Origin of the sequence: Faecalimonas umbilicata, assembly GCF_004346095.1 — a bacterium.
GTDB classification, from domain to species: Bacteria; Bacillota; Clostridia; order Lachnospirales; family Lachnospiraceae; genus Faecalimonas; species Faecalimonas umbilicata.
Genome location: NZ_SLZV01000009.1, coordinates 60,230 through 78,952 on the forward strand (window position 1 = coordinate 60,230; position 18,723 = coordinate 78,952).

At 43.2% G+C, this 18,723-nt stretch carries 15 protein-coding genes and 1 tRNA gene; 2 read left to right on the forward strand and 14 right to left on the reverse strand.

The features are described from left to right. Nucleotides 1-31: 31 nt before the first annotated feature. The 10 genes from EDD74_RS05810 to EDD74_RS05855 all read right to left on the reverse strand — a co-directional run bounded on the left by EDD74_RS05810 (nt 32) and on the right by EDD74_RS05855 (nt 13,318). Nucleotides 32-1,225 carry a D-alanyl-D-alanine carboxypeptidase family protein gene (locus EDD74_RS05810; protein WP_116442314.1) on the reverse strand — a complete coding sequence of 398 codons (1,194 nt, stop codon included), beginning with the start codon at nt 1,223-1,225 and terminating at the stop codon, nt 32-34. A 66-nt stretch (nt 1,226-1,291) separates the two neighbouring features. After that, nucleotides 1,292-3,247, reverse strand: a complete 1,956-nt coding sequence (locus EDD74_RS05815; protein WP_116442315.1) for a fructose-1,6-bisphosphatase — start codon at nt 3,245-3,247, stop codon at nt 1,292-1,294. A gap of 91 nt (nt 3,248-3,338) precedes the next feature. Beyond that, on the reverse strand, nt 3,339-3,815 hold the full coding sequence (locus EDD74_RS05820) for a methylglyoxal synthase (RefSeq protein WP_008975262.1): 477 nt from the start codon (nt 3,813-3,815) through the stop codon (nt 3,339-3,341). A gap of 110 nt (nt 3,816-3,925) precedes the next feature. Further along, complete coding sequence (locus EDD74_RS05825) at nt 3,926-4,591, reverse strand: LbetaH domain-containing protein (RefSeq protein ID WP_116442524.1); 666 nt, start codon at nt 4,589-4,591, stop codon at nt 3,926-3,928. 21 nt (nt 4,592-4,612) lie between these two features. Beyond that, nucleotides 4,613-6,661, reverse strand: a complete 2,049-nt coding sequence (locus tag EDD74_RS05830; protein ID WP_116442316.1) for a DNA topoisomerase — start codon at nt 6,659-6,661, stop codon at nt 4,613-4,615. Nucleotides 6,662-6,667: 6 nt separating this feature from the next. After that, nucleotides 6,668-7,711 (reverse strand): aldose epimerase family protein, encoded by a 1,044-nt coding sequence (locus tag EDD74_RS05835; protein ID WP_009262079.1) that lies wholly within the window; start codon nt 7,709-7,711, stop codon nt 6,668-6,670. Nucleotides 7,712-7,735: 24 nt separating this feature from the next. Then, entirely contained in the window at nt 7,736-9,841 is a 2,106-nt protein-coding gene (ppk1, locus tag EDD74_RS05840; RefSeq protein WP_116442317.1) for a polyphosphate kinase 1, read from the reverse strand. 155 nt (nt 9,842-9,996) lie between these two features. Then, complete coding sequence (gene asd, locus EDD74_RS05845) at nt 9,997-11,082, reverse strand: aspartate-semialdehyde dehydrogenase (RefSeq protein ID WP_116442318.1); 1,086 nt, start codon at nt 11,080-11,082, stop codon at nt 9,997-9,999. A gap of 35 nt (nt 11,083-11,117) precedes the next feature. Beyond that, complete coding sequence (gene argH, locus EDD74_RS05850; protein WP_009262082.1) at nt 11,118-12,518, reverse strand: argininosuccinate lyase; 1,401 nt, start codon at nt 12,516-12,518, stop codon at nt 11,118-11,120. A 110-nt stretch (nt 12,519-12,628) separates the two neighbouring features. After that, a complete protein-coding gene (locus EDD74_RS05855) occupies nt 12,629-13,318 on the reverse strand; it encodes an epoxyqueuosine reductase QueH (protein WP_008975255.1) in 690 nt (229 codons plus the stop codon). A gap of 179 nt (nt 13,319-13,497) precedes the next feature. Between EDD74_RS05855 and EDD74_RS05860 the strand changes: the two genes are divergently transcribed. Beyond that, entirely contained in the window at nt 13,498-14,265 is a 768-nt protein-coding gene (locus EDD74_RS05860; RefSeq protein ID WP_116442319.1) for an ABC transporter ATP-binding protein, read from the forward strand. Then, nucleotides 14,252-15,061, forward strand: coding sequence for an ABC transporter permease (locus EDD74_RS05865; protein WP_016440652.1), 810 nt, complete (start codon nt 14,252-14,254; stop codon nt 15,059-15,061). The genes EDD74_RS05860 and EDD74_RS05865 overlap by 14 nt, the downstream gene beginning before the upstream one ends. A 102-nt stretch (nt 15,062-15,163) precedes the next feature. Here EDD74_RS05865 and EDD74_RS05870 read toward each other — a convergent pair whose 3' ends face one another. The 4 genes from EDD74_RS05870 to pgeF form a co-directional block, all read right to left on the reverse strand. Further along, a complete protein-coding gene (locus EDD74_RS05870) occupies nt 15,164-16,558 on the reverse strand; it encodes an MATE family efflux transporter (protein WP_016440653.1) in 1,395 nt (464 codons plus the stop codon). Between the two features lie 77 nt (nt 16,559-16,635). Continuing rightward, nucleotides 16,636-16,708: transfer RNA gene (locus EDD74_RS05875), tRNA-Thr, on the reverse strand. 169 nt (nt 16,709-16,877) lie between these two features. Further along, on the reverse strand, nt 16,878-17,750 hold the full coding sequence (locus tag EDD74_RS05880; protein WP_008975251.1) for a mechanosensitive ion channel family protein: 873 nt from the start codon (nt 17,748-17,750) through the stop codon (nt 16,878-16,880). 47 nt (nt 17,751-17,797) lie between these two features. Then, complete coding sequence (gene pgeF, locus EDD74_RS05885; RefSeq protein ID WP_008975250.1) at nt 17,798-18,673, reverse strand: peptidoglycan editing factor PgeF; 876 nt, start codon at nt 18,671-18,673, stop codon at nt 17,798-17,800. Nucleotides 18,674-18,723: the final 50 nt, after the last annotated feature.

Below are 18,723 nucleotides of genomic sequence, written 5' to 3' on the forward strand. Positions count from 1 at the left end.
TGTCTTCCATTATATAATTTTTCTCAGCGTTTTACAACCAAAAGCTTTTCAGCACCTTTTTCAGCACATGTCCATAAGTAATCTTATCTATCTTCTCTGTTGTTCTGACCGGCACAGTTCCAATTGTTTCTTCCTGCAGTGTATAGACAAGTTTTCCTACCGTTGTTCCCTTCTTTAGCGGTGCAGAAAGCCCTTTTTTTAACACTAGTTTTTTCTGTATCTCAGACAAATTCGCTCCGGTCGTATCCACATACTGAAAGATTGCTTCCGGCTTGATCCTCACTTTTCCCTTTGTCCCCCCATCCACTTTTACCGCCTTTAATCCACCTTTTTCTTTGTCCACATACTTTGTGCATTTTCCAAATCCATAGTTTAAAAGTGTTGTCGCATCCTTTACGCGCATCTTAGAATCCGGCGCCGCCATGATCACCGCGATCAGATCAATCCCATCCTTTCTTGCCGTGGCAGAAATACAGAATTTTGCTTTACTTGTAGATCCAGTCTTAAGCCCTGTGGCATATGGATAATGCCGCACCAGTTTATTTGTGTTTGACAAACCAAATTCGCTTGTTCCCTTGTTTGTTTTATGCGTAATATTTTCCATCCAGATCATAGAATATTTTTCAATCTCCGGATGCTTTGTAATTAACTCTCTGGACATCAGTGCAATGTCGTAAGCAGTCGTCAGATGTCCATCCGCATCCAAACCATTGCAGTTTACAAAGTGAGTATGCTCCATCCCCAGCCCTTTTGCCCTCGCATTCATCTGCTCTACAAAAGCTTCCTCACTTCCGGATATGTATTCGGACATCGCCACACATGCGTCATTCGCACTTGCAACTGCAATGCACTTTAACATCGTATCTACCGTCTGCACTTCTCCGGGTTCTAGAAACACCTGGCTTCCTCCCATGGATGCTGCATACTCTGACACAGTTACTTCGTCTTCCAACTTTATCTTTCCATCCTCCACTGCATCCAGGATCAAAAGCATCGTCATAACTTTCGTCACACTTGCAGGCGGGCGTTCCTCCTCCTTCTGTTTCTCATAAATAATTTTTCCGGTAGATGCCTCCATCAAAACGGCGGACTGTGCTGTCAGTTCCAGTTCATTTTTCTTTTCTGACTCTACCTCTTCCTGCAATACTTTCCCGTCAGGCGGCATTGCGCAGACAGTTCCGGTACATAAAATAACGCTCAATACTACTGCCAGAATTGTTCTCATTTTACAACTCCCTTTGATTTCGTCTACTACCATTGTAAGCATTGTGTGAAAGATTTATGACTGTTCCTACCGTTCTTTCTCTTTGAGTTCTCCTTCCCTGTAAGCCCGGATCAGCTCTTTTAATTCTGCAATTCTCTCTTTCATCTTGTTCCCATTGTCAGTATCCCCGACAAGCTGACGCCTGTCTGTATATTTTACTGCCACCTGTCTAGAAACGATATCTTTCTCTTCATGGATCGCCGTCTCTGCCGATTCAAACGGTTCATGTGCTGTCAGTGTCATTCCATAAGAATTATAGATTAAAGTATACCCCGCAATTCCGGTCTCCTTGTGGTATGCCTTTGAAAATCCGCCGTCAATGATCAATACCTTCCCACCACATTTTACAGGACTCTCCCCTGAGCTCTGATGCACCGGCACATGCCCGTTGATAATATGTGCATCTTCCCCCTCAAGACCAAATGCTTCCAGAATCCGCTCAGCAGTACTGCTCTCTTCTAAAAATCGATAATATGCATTCTTCTTTTCCAAATGTGCTTCCGGATCTGCAATCAGATACCTTTCAAATGTAGCCATCTTGCTCCTTCCAAACAACGGAGATTTCGGTCCACTCCAGAGATACCATAAAATATCCTGTCCCTTCTTTCGCTCACCTTCTTCCAAGGCAACAAAAGCTTTTCTTACATACATTTCAAGCACATCGTAAAGCTTTCTCCCCTGATAAAATGTTCCAAAAATATTGACCTTCTCAAAGCTGCCGTCTTCTTCCAGCGGAATACACCCATGATAGAGCAGATTGTGATTATACACCTTGTAAAGACTTCCGTTCTTTAAAAGCAACTTGACATGTCTTTGCAGTTTCTCACAGTTTTGAAACGCTGTTTTTAGTTTCTCCATGATTTCCTGTTCACCTTTGCTTAAACGATATGGTGCTTCTTCAGAAATCGTGGGAAAGCTCTTGTCTTTTAACCGATATTCTTTTCCCTGTATGATCACAGTTCCATTCTTCTTATCGAGTGTCTCAAGAAAACATCGGTCTTCCATATCAAAATCAGGATGCTCCCTCAGCAGCATTTCCTCCAGTTTAAACTGAATTATCGTAATCGCTTTGTGCATTCTTCTCTCTAACAGAGAGGAGGAATCTGTTTTTCCCTCTCTCCCTTTCACAGCGAAACATACACAGGGGTCTTCCCCATAGATTTCCATTGCAAATGCAGCTAACGGAAGCAAATTAATACCATATCCATCTTCCAGAAGATCTAGATTGCCATAACGGAGGCAGATTCGGATCACCGTCGCAATACATGCTACATTTCCCGCAGCCGCTCCCATCCAAAGGATATCATGGTTTCCCCACTGGATATCAAACGAGTGATACGTCATAAGACAGTCCAGAATTTTATCCGGTGCAGGTCCTCTGTCAAAAATATCGCCAATAATATGCAGATGATCGATCACAAGTCTTTGGATCAGCTCTGACATCACAATGATAAAATCTTCTGCCTTTCCAATCTCCAGTATCGTTGTGACGATTGATTCATAGTACGCACCTTTATTCAGCACCTCTGATTTCTCTGTGATCAGTTCTTCAATGACATATGCATAGTCCGCCGGAAGTGCTTTTCTCACTTTTGATCTTGTATATTTTGAGGAGACTGTCTTGCATATTTCAATCAATCGATACAATGTGATCTTGTACCAGTTCTCCATATCTGGCTCTGTTTTTTTGATCTCAGCAATCTTTTCTGCCGGATAATAGATCAAAGTTGCCATCGCACACTTTTCTGCCGTACTCAGTGTATGGCCAAACACATCATCAATCTTCTTTCTAACCGCTCCTGAGCCATTGCGCAGCACATGTGAAAATGCCTCAAACTCTCCGTGAATATCTGATATAAAATGTTCAGTTCCTTTTGGAAGGTTTAAAATCGACTGGAGATTGATAATCTCTGTGGATGCCTTTCCAATTGTCGGATATAATTCTGCAAGATATTCTAGATAATTTTTATTGTTTTGTTCCATGTTTCTTCCTTTCATTCTTATTGATTTTCTCTGTACTGCCAGTCCCCATAAGCAGGATATGAGATAGCTAAAATAGCAGGGATTTCCCCTGCTATTTCAGCTTCTCTACTCTCTCCTGCACCGTCTTATTAAAATTCTCTACTTTTCGATCATATGGTTCATTCATATATTTTGAATGCAACATAAAGTCTGCCGTCGCCAGATTGTTTGCAATCGGAATATCATATACGACTGCGATACGCAAAAGTGCCTTCACGTCTGGATCATGTGGCTGCGCTTCTAACGGATCCCACAAAAAGATCATAAAATCAATATTTCCCTCAACGATTTTTGCACCGATCTGCTGATCTCCGCCAAGCGGTCCGCTGTTATATCCTTTAACCGGAAGTCCTGTTTTTTCAGCGATCAACCGGGATGTCGTCCCTGTTCCACAGAGAAAATGTCCTTTTAAAATCTCTTTATTCTTATCGCACCACTCTACCAGCTCTTTTTTCTTTCCATCATGTGCAACTAATGCAATATGTTTTGCCTTTCCAATCTCAAATGTAACATAATCATCCTGTAACATAAGCGTCCTCCTTTTATTTAGACTTTTTCTCTTTCTTCTACACAAGCCACAGCTTTTTCAATCGTGTTTCAGCTTTATTATACACAATTTTTCTCTATTTAGGAAGCCCCTTACTGTTTTGCGACAATCTCGCCTTGTTTTTTGTAAATACTTCCCGCTGGAATCACTCCGCGCACCATGGAAAGAGGATAAATGTTTGTATGACTTCCAATCACACTTCCTGGATTCAGCACACTTCCGCAGCCGACTTCCACCTCGTCCCCCAGCATTGCCCCGAATTTTTTCAATCCAGTCTCAACCGTCTTCTCTCCGACTTTCACTTTCACAAGTGATTTATCTGACTTTACATTTGATGTCACTGCCCCGGCTCCCATATGAGATTTGTATCCAAGAATTGAATCGCCGACATAATTATAATGCGGTACCTGTACTTTATTGAATAAAATTACATTTTTTAACTCTGTGGAATTTCCCACAACAGCTCCTTCTCCCACGATAGCATTTCCCCGGATAAATGCACAATGTCTGATCTCCGCCTCTTTTCCGATGATCGCCGGACCATGAATACTTGCAGTTGCTGCAACCTTTGCTGATTTTGCAACCCAGATATCCTCTCCTATCTTCTCATATTCCGTCTCTGGCAATGTGCTGCCAAGTTTCACGATAAATGCTCCAATCTTTGGAAGCACTTCCCACGGATATGTCACTCCCGCAAAAATCTCACTGGCAATAGTTTCTTTCAATGTATACAATTCTGTTACTGTCATCTGCTCCATATCTTCTTTCCTTTCCATCTTCTAATCTGGTTTCCCATGCCTCTGTTTGAAATGAACATCTTTCTTTGCTGTCATTTTCGGTTTCTGATAAAATCCAGCAGCCCTGTCATAGCAGGCGCGCAGCTGATATTGATTATTCAATCCCAATACCCCATTTGTATGATTCTGTACGAACCGTTCCAGCTTCACCATATATTCCTCCGGGGTAATCTCTCCCTCTGCCACATAGTTCAAGCCTTTCTCCCAGCTCGCTGTCAACTCAGGATTTAAAAGAGAGCGGATCGAATGTCCAACTACATCAAACACCATCTCCCCAAGAAGCGTCGGAGTGATGATCTGTGTCTTCTTATTCAGCGCGAGATACTTAATATGTATCAACTTCTTTAAAATTTCTGCCCTCGTCGCACTTGTGCCAATACCGCTTCCTTTTATCTGCGCACGCAGTTCCTCATCTTCAATCAGCTGCCCGGCATTTTCCATCGCAAGGATGATCGAACCAGAATTATATCGTTTCGGAGGAGATGTCTCCCCCTCTTTAATCTGAAACCCTTGCACATTTAACTGCATCCCTTTCCGCAGTTTCTGTACAAGAGAAAATAGACCTTCATCTTGATTTTCATTGTCCTCGCCTGCATCCTCCCCTTTTTTTGTCCCCGGCACACCAGTTACTTTCAGATACCCTTCTTCTGCAAGTACTTTAAAAGAAGAGAAAAACTGTTCTTCCTTCCGCTTGGTCACAATACTTACTTTCTGATATACCGCCGGCGGATAAAAGATGCTTAAAAATCGTCTGACAATCAGATCATATACCTGTCTGGCAGTCGGTGCTACCGCCTGCAATGCAGGAAGTCCTTGTCCGGTTGGAATGATCGCATAGTGATCTGTAATCTGCTTGTCATTGACATAGCGGGTTTTCTCTAGCCCTTTGTGACTTCCAAACCGTAAAATATCAGATAGAAACGGTCCTGCCATCTCATATTTGGAAAGACCATTCAGATTTTTATGAATCTCTTTTGCAACCGCAGTCGACAGCACACGCGCATCAGTTCTCGGATATGTAACCAGTTTTTTTTCATAGAGTTCCTGTACAATCCGGAGTGTCTCATCCGGGCTGATTTTAAACCGTTTGGAACATTCATTTTGAAGCTCTGCCAAGTTGAACAACAGCGGCGGATTTTTCTTCTCCTTTTTCTTTTCGATGGAGAGGATCTCACAAGTGAGCGGAAGCGGCTGACTCAAATAAGCGATCAGCTCCTCGGCCTTCTCTCTCTTCTGAAACCCATTTTCCTTGTAGAGGTCAAACGATTCAAAATACCGTGATCCTTTGACTGCCCTCCACTCACCTTCAAATGTCTGTCCTTCCACATCAACCGTAGAGATTACACGAAAAAACGGTGTCTTGACAAACTCGCGGATTTCCCTTTCTCTCCGGACGATCATGCCAAGAACACATGTCATCACTCGTCCAACCGAAAGCACTGTATAGTTGGTTTGCAAGTAATTCGAGATGCTGTTTCCATACTTTAGTGTCAGTAATCTCGAAAAATTAATTCCCATCAAATAATCTTCTTTTGCCCGCAGATAAGCAGATGCACTCAGATTATCATAATCTTCCAGTGGCTTTGCCTCCTGGATCCCGCGAAGAATTTCCTCCTCTGTCTGGGAATCGATCCAGACACGCTTCCTCACTTTTCCTTTCACTCCTGCCATCTGCTCTACCAGACGGTAAATATATTCTCCTTCTCGTCCGGAGTCGGTACATACATAGATGGTATCCACATCTTCTCTTGTCAGCTGTTCCTTTACAATCTGAAACTGCTTTGCAACCGCCGGAATGACTTCATACTTAAATTCCTTTGGAAGGAATGGAAGCGTATCCAGCCTCCATCTCTTCAACTTCGCATCATATACTTCGGGATAACTCATCGTGACAAGATGTCCAACACACCATGTTACGATTGCACTGTCCGCCTCCAGATATCCGTCTTTTCGTCTTGTATTCAATTTTAATGCCTTTGCAAATTCCTGTGCGACGCTTGGCTTCTCCGCAATATATACTGATTTTCCCATGTGTACCTACTTTACTGTAAAATGATATGCCGTTGTTGTATGATATGTGCTGCCGGCTTTGCAGACTGGACCTTCAAAGTGCTCTTTGTGGATCGCATCCGGAAAATACTGCGTCTCAAAACATGCACCGCTTCTCTTTCCATAGCAAATTCCCTCTTTTCCTTCTTCATGTTCCACAAAATTAGCAGTGTAAAACTGCATACCCGGAAGATCCGTCCACACTTCCATTCCAATACCACTTTCTGCTCCTTCCATCTCTGCCACCTTACGGTAAGTACCCGGATGGTTCAGTACCCAGTTGTGATCATATCCATTTCCAAGCCGAATTGCCTCATAATCGCTTTCAATCTCTTCGCCGATCATCTTGCCGGAACGAAAATCCATCGGTGTTCCTTCCACCGGAACGATCTCTCCGGTCGGGATCGATTCTGCATCTGCTCTCGTAAATGTATCTGCATCAATCCAGACACGCTGGGCAAGCACATCCTTTTTCTCATGTCCGTCAAGATTAAAGTAACTGTGGTTTGTCATATTCAGAATCGTGTCCTGATCCGGCACAGCGTAGTACTCAATTTTCACCGTGTCATCTTCAGTCAGTGTATATGTCACTTCGATTTTCACTGTTCCTGGATATCCTTGATCTCCGTCTCTGCTCTCCAGCGCAAATGTAAGTTGATTGTTGTCCTCTTTTATCACATCCCAGATACGGACATTGAAGAAATCCATCCCACTGTGCAGATTATTACCATTATTATTTTGTGCAAGAGTATAAGTCTTTCCATTCAGCTCAAAAGAAGCTCCCCCGATCCGGTTCGCACATCTCCCGACAATTGCCCCAAAAAACTTACTTGCCTCTTCATATTTCTGTGGCGTATCATATCCAAGCACAACATCTTTTGGAGTTCCATTTTTATCTTTGACGATCACCTTTACTAATGTCGCTCCAAGATCAGTCACCGCAATCTTTGTCCCATGCTGATTGGAAATTGTGTAAAGTGAAACACTGTTCCCTTGTTTTGTTGTTCCAAATACTGTTTTCTCTATACTCATCGTTCTTCTTCCTCTCTGCTCTGCTTATTTTTTATGAAAAATTTCAAGAAATCTTCGGATCACTTTTGGCTCTCGCCTCTTTTCTGACGGTCTTTCCTGAAGCGCCTCCCGCATAAATACTTCCTGCGCATTCACCTCACGCTCTCTCATTTCTTTCTTTTTATATGTCCCGTCACTTGTCAGGATACGGGCCTTCACATTGTCCGACAGCATGACCTTCAAAAGATGGTTTAGTTGCCGTTTCACTATCGGATCATAGACCGGACATGCAACTTCTACCCGCTTTTCTGTATTTCTTGTCATCATGTCCGCGGAACCAATGTAGATCTTTTGCTCCTCCCGGACCCCGAAACTAAAAATTCTGGCATGCTCCAGGTAGCGCCCGACAATACTGATCACTCGTAAATTTTCTGTTTCCCCTTCAATCCCCGGTAGAATACAGCAAATCCCCCTTACGATCAGATCGATTCTGACTCCCGCTCTGGAAGCCTCGGCAATTTTCTCAATGAAATCCATATCGGTTACCGAATTCATCTTCATGACAATCCTGCCATTTGTCCCCTTTGCGATCTCCCTATCGATCAACAGGAGAATCTTCTGTTTTAAACTTGTCGGCGCCACGATCAGTTCTTCATATCTTCCGTCAAGATTACTGATTGACATATTTTTAAAGAATTCAGCTGCATCTTCCCCGATACTCCGACTGGATGTCATCAGAGAGACGTCCGTATACATCTCCGCTGTCTTCTCGTTATAATTTCCCGTCCCAATCTGAGTGATATACTGTATCTCATTCCGATGGCGGTAGGTGATCAGACAGATTTTAGAGTGTACTTTGTATCCCTCAAATCCATAAATCACCCGGCATCCCGCCTCCTCAAGCCTTTCAGACCAGTCGATGTTATTCTGCTCATCAAATCTTGCCCGCAGTTCGATCAGCACTGTCACTTCTTTTCCGTTCTCTGCTGCTGCACACAGATACTCTACTAACCTTGTCTTTCGTGCAAGGCGGTAAATCGTAATCTTAATCGTCATGACATTCGGATCCGCGGACGCCTCTTTGATCAGACGGAGAAACGGTTCCATACTCTCATATGGATAAGAGAGCAGAATATCTTTTCTTCGAATCTGCTTCATCATACTGCCTTCTTCCACCATCTTCGCCATCTGCGGAGAAAATGGCTCATACGTCAGTGCACGTTTCATAGAATCTGGCGCCTTATCGATCACTGAGAACATAAACCCGAGCTTCATCGGCACTTTTGTACGAAAAATCTGTTTCGGCGTAATGTTAAATTTACTGCAAAAATACTGTTCCCGCTCTTTACTGAGACTCTCTGCCACTTCAAGACGGACAACCGCCATTCTTCTCCGCTTATGTAATGTCTTTTTCATCCGGTAACGAAAATCATCATTGATATCAAACGCTTCATCATCCGGAGAAATGTCTGCATTCCTTGTCACACAGATATAATTTCGATCCGAGATCTCATACTGACTAAAAATCAGTTCCAAATACTCCATGATCACTTTTTCCATGCGAATATATCGAATGTCATGTCCGGGAAGATATAAGATATCAGAAATAAACTGCGGTACCGGTACAATTCCAAGTAACGATCTGCCATTCTCCTTCAAGGTTGCCGTCACATATATTTCATTGTTCAAAAGATGTGGAAATGGGTGGTTTGGATCTACGATCTGAGGTGACAAAAGCGGAAGGATCTGCTCTCTGAAATATTTTTTTACAAACTTCTTCTCTTGCTGTTCCAGCTCCTTGAAAGACAACCCACAGATTCCATACGGACTTAACTGTTTCTTGATCTCCGCGTATGTCTTCTCCCGCTCTTTGTAGAGCGGTGCAACCGCCGTATAGATTTTGTCCAACTGCTGCCTTGCACTCCATCCGGTCTTATCGTCAATATGATTTTCTCCCATCATTCCCATATCATAGAGACTTCCTACCCGGATCATAAAAAACTCATCCAAATTGCTCGTAAAGATTGCGACAAACTTCATCCGCTCCAAAAGCGGCACTGTCGGATCCTGTGCTTCCTGAAGCACGCGCTCATTGAATCGGAGCCAGGACAATTCTCTGTTCTGTGTGTAATTCAATAGTTCTTTTCTCATTTGAACACCTTCCTCTTTTCGCAGTTCCAATCTCTCTTTATCAATTTTCAGTATAACAAATTTCTTATTTCATTTCCATACCCTGCCCCAAACTCCTCCAGAAAGAGAAAAAAGAGGTTCTGCAAAACTGCGGTTCCCCTTCTCTCTTTTCCTTTCTATTTTGCCTTGATATATCCTTTTGCAGTCAGTGTTTCTGCACAGAGCACAGCGCCTCCTGCTGCACCTCTGACTGTATTATGGGAAAGTCCGACAAACTTATAATCGTACACGGTATCTTCTCTTAAACGTCCAACTGAGATTCCCATTCCCTTCTCAAAATCTACATCCAAGTTCACCTGCGGGCGGTTATCTTCCTCAAGATACTGGATAAACTGCTTTGGCGCACTTGGAAGCTCTAACTCCTGCGGCAGACCACGGAATGTTACAAGCTTTTCAATCAACTGTTCTTTTGTTGGCTTCTTTGCAAATTTCACAAACACTGCAGCTGTATGTCCATCCAGAACCGGAACACGGATGCACTGTGTTGTAATAACAGGACTGCTTGCTTTTACAATCTCACCATCTTTGATCTGTCCCCAGATTCTAAGTGGCTCCTGCTCACTTTTCTCTTCTTCTCCACCGATAAATGGAATGATGTTCTCCACCATCTCCGGCCACTCTGCAAATGTCTTTCCCGCACCTGAAATTGCCTGATAAGTCGTCGCCACAACCTCTGTCGGCTCAAATTCCTTCCATGCAGTCAGCACCGGTGCATAACTCTGGATAGAACAGTTTGGCTTTACTGCCACAAATCCTCTCTCTGTTCCGAGCCGTGCTTTCTGCGCTTCAATGATCTCAAAGTGTTCCGGATTGATCTCCGGGATCACCATCGGCACATCTTTTGTCCAGCGGTGCGCACTGTTATTTGATACAACCGGTGTCTCAGTCTTTGCATAAGCTTCCTCGATTGCCTTGATCTCTTCCTTGGACATATCCACTGCGCTGAATACAAAATCAACACCCGCTGCAACTTTCTCTACTTCATTGACATTCATGACTACTAAACTTTTCACTGCCTCCGGCATCGGTGTCTGCATCTTCCAGCGGTCTCCAACCGCCTCCTCATACGTTTTCCCTTCTGATCTTGGGCTGGCTGCCACTGTCACTACTTCAAACCATGGATGATTTTCCAAAAGAGAAATAAATCTCTGTCCTACCATCCCCGTTGCTCCAAGAATTCCTACTCTTAATTTTCTCTCCATCTTTCTTTCCTCTCTTTACTAAACCATTATATTTATCAATCCTGTGCGGAAAACGTATCCGACTGGGACAAATATCGCTTCTGCAGAGAAATCACCTGCTCCATCGCTTCCCGCCCCGGTGCACCAAATGTCTTGCGCTTCTCCACACAAGTCTTCAGACTGATCGCATCATAAATATCTTCCTGAAATACCGGGGAAATCCTCTGATATTCTTCCAAACTCATCTCTTCCAATGAAATTCCCTTCTCAATGCAGCTTAACACAAGCTGTCCGACAATCCCATGTGCATCCCGAAATGCTACGCCATGTCCTACAAGATAATCTGCTGCATCTGTCGCATTGGTAAATCCGTTTTTCGCGCTTCTTTCCATCTGTTCCTTCTGAAATCTCATCGTGCGGAGCATATCTGTAAACAACATCAGACACCCCTTTGCCGTATCGATCGCATCAAAAGCAAGCTCTTTGTCTTCCTGCATATCCTTATTATAAGCAAGCGGCAATCCCTTCATTGTCACAAGAAGTGACATCAATGCTCCGTAAACACGTCCTGTCTTTCCACGAACAAGTTCTGCAATATCCGGATTCTTCTTCTGCGGCATAATGCTGCTTCCGGTACTGTATGCATCATCAATTTCAACAAACTGATACTCATTGCTGTTCCAAATAATAACCTCCTCTGAAAAGCGGCTTAAATGCATCATAACCGTAGACAGTGCGGCTAAAAATTCAATCAGATAATCTCTGTCTGCCACAGAATCCATACTGTTCCATGTGGCACCTGCAAACCCTAACAGTTCCGCTGTATACTCTCTATCCAACGGATATGTGGTACCAGCCAGAGCTCCGGAGCCAAGCGGACAGTAATTCATTCTCCGGTAAACATCCTTCATGCGGGCTCGATCTCGCTTAAACATCTCAAAATAAGCACCCATATGGTGTGCCAGTGTGATTGGCTGTGCTTTCTGCAGATGGGTAAATCCCGGCATGAACGTATCGATATGTTCTTCCATGATTCCAAGCAGTACCTCTAACAACTCCTTCAAAAGATGATCCGTCGCATACACTTCATCTCTGATATAAAGCTTCATATCGAGGGCAACCTGATCATTTCTGCTTCTTCCAGTATGTAATTTCTTGCCAGGTTCTCCGATCCGCTCGATCAAAGTCGCCTCCACAAAACTATGAATATCTTCATATTTCTCTGAAATCGCAAGAGAACCGTCTTCTATATCCCTTAAAATTCCTTCCAGACCGGAAATCATTTTCCGTTGTTCTTCTTCTGTCAGAATCCCTTGCTTTGCCAACATCATCACATGCGCGATGCTGCCTCTAATATCCTGTGCATAAAACCTTTTGTCAAAAGAAATCGATGCATTGAACTGATATACCATCTGATCTGTTTCTTTTGTAAATCGTCCTCCCCACAATTGTGCCATATCTGTTCCTCTTTTCTGTTGCTTATTTTTCATAGTCTATCATATTTTTGTATAATTTTCCAATATTATCTTCTCTTTTTACATATTTTTTCTTTCTCTTTTAGGATTTTTTACCTATTTTCACTTTTTAGCATTTCTTTCTTCTGAGCTTCTCGCTCTTGTTTCGAGAAGATACAGCCACAGTAATCCTGCCGGTAAAGTCCATACAATCCCGATAATTCCACCGAGCGCCGGTATCCATTCTTCTTCTTAAAATCAGACAGAAGATAAGGAACCCCTATCTCTTCCCCGATCCGCTCTCCAATTTCATTTAACTTTGCAGCATTTTTCATCGGGCTGATACTAAGTGTCGTTGTAAAATAATCAAAATTGCCCTTTTTCGCTTCCCTTGCCGCCTCCAAAAGTCTCAGTTCATAGCAGCGAAAACATCGCCTGCCGCCTTCTTTTTCTCTCTCCATCCCTTTTACCGCATCATAAAACAGCTGTTTATCATATTCTCCCGCCAGAAAAGAGATTGGATATTTCGCCGGGAGTTTCTCAATCAGTTCCTTTTGTTCCTGTACCCGCTTGTCATATTCGGTATCCGGATAAATATTCGGATTGTAATAGAACACTGTAATATGAAAATACTGAGACAAATACTCCAGCACATAACTACTACAAGGTGCACAACAGCTATGAAGTAACAAAGATGGGACTCTGCCATCTTTTTCAAACTGTTTTAACAAGTTCTCCAACTCTTTCTGATAATTTCTCTTTGGCTGCCCCGATATCTTCCGGTTTTCTTCCTTTTGATTCATCCTCCCACCATCTGTTCTTTCTTTCATTTTCTTCACCCTTTGCCCTTTTTCTTTTATTTCTCCTGCTGATATTATACACAACTGATCAAAAAAAACAATCCGCGTTTTTCTGATTGCTCTATCGCCGCACCATTTTCTTTCTTTTGCATAAATTGGATAGAAACAGACTGGAGGCTTTTATGGAAACTATATTAGAATTTCAAAATGTCAGTTATGCCTACCACACGCTGGATGGCGAGACACCTGCTTTAAGCCACATCTCCTTTTCGGTAAAAAAAGGAGAATTTATTGCTATCGTCGGTCCATCTGGCTGCGGAAAATCCACACTCTTATCACTGATCGCAGGGCTGCTCCAACCGGAGGAAGGGCAGATTCTGATCCATGGAAAATCCGTAGAGCTGCGCAATGCCAACATTGGGTATATGCTTCAGAAAGATCACCTGTTTGAGTGGCGCTCCATCTATCGGAATATCATCCTTGGCCTGGAGATCCAGCACAAATTGAACAACCATACAAAAGAGAAAGCAAACGAACTGCTAGCCACTTATGGACTGCAAAACTTTGCCAAAGCAAAACCTTCTGAGCTCTCCGGAGGTATGCGGCAGCGCGCTGCCCTTATCCGCACACTGGTCCTTGATCCAGATCTTCTCCTTCTCGACGAACCATTCTCTGCTCTGGATTATCAGACTCGTCTGACGGTTGGAGATGATATCGGACAAATTATCCGAAAAGAAAAAAAGACAGCGATTCTTGTCACTCACGACTTATCAGAAGCAGTCAGCCTTGGAGATCGCGTCATCGTCCTTTCTGCCCGTCCCGCCTCTATTCAACAGACGATCCCGCTTCACTTTGATATGCAGGAAGATACTCCTCTTCTTCGCAGAAATACACCGGAATTTAAAACATATTTCAATCTTGTCTGGAGGGAACTAAATGGAAGTGAATGAGATGTCCGTAAAACAACAGGAATTTTTAAAAGGCAGACAGAAGCACCGGACCATCGTCTCTGTCTTCCGGGTTCTGATCTTGCTTCTCTTTTTTATCCTCTGGGAGATTTCCTCTGCAACCGGACTGATCGACTCGTTTATCTTCAGCAGTCCTTCAAAAATTGTCCGCTGCTTCTGGAATATGGTGTGCGATCGAAGCATCTTCCTCCACGTTGGTGTCACCGTATATGAGACAATCGTAAGCTTCCTTCTTGTTATCTTCATTGCTCTGCTCTGTGCCGTTCTTCTCTGGTTCAGTCCGAAGCTTTCCGAGATTATGGAACCTTACCTTGTCGTGCTGAACAGCCTTCCAAAATCTGCACTGGCACCCCTTCTGATCGTATGGCTCGGCGCCACTCAAACAACGATCATTGTCTCTGGAATGTCTGTTGCAATCTTTGGAAGTATTTTAAGCCTATATACAAGCTTTCATACTGTCGATCAAGAGAAAATCAAACTCATCTATACGCTGCACGGTACCAAATTCCACGCTCTCACAAAAGTTGTAATCCCTCACTCCATTCCGGCAATCATCAGCAATATGAAGGTCAACATCGGACTCTGCCTCGTCGGAGTGATCATCGGAGAATTCCTTGCAGCACGAAACGGGCTTGGTTACTTGATCATTTACTCCAGCCAGGTCTTTAAGCTCGACTGGCTCCTGATGGCTATCGTCCTCCTTTGCATTCTCGCAATGTTCCTATATGCCTGCATCAACCTGCTTGAAAAGCTATACCTCGGAAAACGCCACTCTTGATCACTACTATTGCAAAGAGCCCCTTTTCAAGACGAAAAAGAGGGAACCTCTCGCCTTTCGAGAAAGTTCCCTCTTTTTTTCAAACATCATTGGATATTTTTGTTATTTCTCCATACTTCCCAATGCTTTTTTCTTCCATTTTCCACGTTTGTAAAAGTAAAATGTAATCAACGCACCCAGCACCCAAGAGCAAAGCAACGAAATGAAAACGCACTCAGACCGTCCATTTGGCAATTCTGGTGTTCTTGTGATCCAGGAAATTCCATAGGCAACCGGTACACGGATCAGCACTGTCGTCACAAGCGAGATCCACATCGGCGTCATCGTATCACCTGCCCCACGCATCACTCCGGACAAGCACTGAGTTGCCCCCATCGCAATATATCCAACCGCAAGAATACGCATCATCCGCATGCTGAGGTCAACAAGCTCCTCAGTCTCTGTAAAAATCCCCATCAGATATTTCCCAAAGATTAAAATCAGCCCGGTAATAGCCGCCGATACTCCCATTGCAATCAGAGTTCCCTGCTTTGCTCCCCGGTTGATTCTATCATATTGTTTTGCTCCTGCATTCTGTCCGGCATAAGTCGTCATCGCTGTTCCAAAAGAAAAGTTTGGCATCATCGCAAACCCATCAACACGCATAATGATTACATTTGCTGCAATGAACATCTCCCCGAAACTATTTGTCAATGACTGCACAATAATCATTGCCATTGAAAAAATTGCCTGTGTCAATCCGGAAGGAAGTCCCAGGCGGATAATCTGTGCCGTATGTTCTCTGCTCATTTTTAAGTGATGTTTTCTAAACTCAAAAATTTCCTTCATATGCATTAATTTCCATAAGCAAAGTACCGCAGAGACAAACTGAGCGATCACTGTCGCGAGGGCAACCCCCGCTACTCCCATATCAAACACTGCAACAAATAAAAGATCCAGACCAATATTCAATACCGTTGCAACAAGCAGATAAACGAGTGCCGACACAGAATCTCCAAGACCCCTCAGCACACCACTTAATATATTATAATAAGCCATGCCTGCAATCCCGACCATCATAATAATCAGATAGGAAGTACACCAGTCGATAATGCTTGCCGGTGTGTGGAGCATTTCCAACATCGGTCGCACGACAAATGGAGAAACGATCATCAGAGCTATTGCAACAATCGCTGTCAGCGTCACACATCCTCCGATCGTAGATGATAATTCTTCCCTTTCTTTCGCTCCAAAATACTGGGCAACCATAATACTCACCCCAACTGAAATTCCAATAAACAGTACGATCAGCAAGTTCAAAATCGGGCTGGCACTTCCCACGGCTGCCAGAGCATTATCTCCGACATAGCGTCCCACAATAATACTATCCACCGTATTGTATAATTGCTGCGCAATATTTCCGATCAACATTGGAATCGTAAACAGGACAATCTTTTTCCATGGTGTTCCTTCTGTCATGTCTGTCGGTGTAAACAATTTTTTCCACATTTGTTTCATTTCCCTCACTCCCTCTTTCGTTTTGTTCTGTAATAAAAAAGCAGATATAGACTCTCACCTATATCTGCCTGCCATTCAGCTGAAAATCGGACTTGAACCGACGACCCCTTCATTACGAGTGAAGTGCTCTACCGACTGAGCTATTTCAGCACGATATGATATATTATATTTATTTTCTGCAAACTTACTTTTCTCTGCAAGTTGCTACGAACTATAGTATAATAAAAATTTTCTGAAAAGTCAAGTTTTTTTATTAAAAAACGGCAAAAAGTGGAAGAGATTGGGAACTTTTTGCCGCCTTTCTTATACTGCTTTTCTATTAGCTTTCTTTTTGAATATGAACATCCATTTGCGGATAAGGAATGTTGATCCCCTGTTCATCCATCGTCAGTTTGATTTCCTCCAACAATCTCCATCTGGTCGGCCAATAATCATCGGTTTTCACCCAGGACTTTGACCCGATCACAACAGAACTTTCTGCCAGTTCATCAACATACACTATGATTTCTTCATCTTTTAAAATACTCTCATCTTCAAGAAGAAGAGATTCGATCACTTCCTTTGCCTTCCGCAAATCTGACTCGTAGGAAATACCTACTTTAATCTCCAAGCGTCTCTTCTCTTTTGCTGTCACATTTGTCAGACTATTATTAGACAGCGCACCGTTTGGAATAACGATCATCCGATTGTCAACCGTTGATAACTTTGTATAGAAAATTTGAATTTCCTTTACCGTTCCTTCATTTCCAGTTCCACTTTCAATAATATAATCTCCCACTACAAACGGTTTCAAAAGAAGGATCAAAACTCCTCCCGCAAAGTTTGAAAGACTTCCTTGGAGCGCCAGACCGATAGCAACACCTCCGGAAGCAAAGAGCGCTGCGATCGATGTCGTATCTACTCCGAAATTTGCCACAAGACTAAAGATCAGAATACAATAAAGCACCACTTTTAACATTGAATCTACAAACTGCTCTACCCCTTTATCTACGTTTGCCCGATTTAAAGATGCTCTGACTAATTTCTGTACCCACCGGATCAGCTTTCTTCCGATAAAAAAGCAGATCAATGACAACACTACTTTCAGACCAAAATTAATGATGTTCGGAATCTGAGAATTGACATATTCGACCAACCGGTTTACATCTTTTGCTGCTTCTTCTACATTTTCTGCTGCTGTTTCCATGTCCATAGATGACCTCCTCTTTCGCGCTGTAAATTTACTTTATCTTCCACTGTTTATTCTAACATAAGAAATGCCCCAAGGTTTCCTCTCTTCCCCTGTGATGCCCGATGCGAAAACAGGAGTTCACTGTTGCAGCAAGTACAGATATTAGTCACTGCAATCTGCTCCTGCGGGATTCCTGCCTCCTGCAGCACAATGCGATTTGCCTCCCAGAGATTTAACTGGTATTTCCCGTTTTCTTTTTCATAAAATAATTTTTCCCAGTATTTCTCATCATAATTTTCCCGAAACTGCTCAACAACATCTTTGCTGACCTCATAGCAATCCTGACAAATCGACGGTCCGACTGCCGCGACAACATCCTTTGGATCTGTTCCATACAGTTCTGTCATTTTCTCCACCGTCACTTTTCCGATCTTTCCAACCGTACCCCTCCATCCAGAATGGCTGAGCCCAATCGCTTTTTTTACCGGATCCACGAAAAAAAGCGGCACACAGTCTGCATAAAAAGTAGCAAGGCAAAGTCCGGGCTCATTTGTCACAAGCCCATCCACATCCTTAAGCCCTCCTGCGCATCCCGTAACACATGCCTGCGGAAATAAAAATCCTTTTCCTGCATCGTCTTTTGTTACTTTCCGCACATTCGTTGTATGTGTCTGCGCAGAAAAGACATACTGCTCTGGCGAAATCTCAAGCACTTCTGCCATTCGGTAAAAATTCTCCCGCACAGCTTCCGGATCATCTCCCCGGGAAAAACTTAAGTTCATCGAGGCATAGATTCCCTCACTGACTCCTCCAAGTCTTGTAGAAAATGCGTGTCTCACACACTTCGTATGTTCTAAAAGCGGGTAGGACAGATAGGTTACTCCCGCTTTTTCTTTTACTTCCAATACGTTTCTTTCGTCTGTTTTCTTCCAACGATTCTCCAATACTCTCTCCTCCCTTTATTTTTCGTCAAACATCTGTGCACCATATTTAT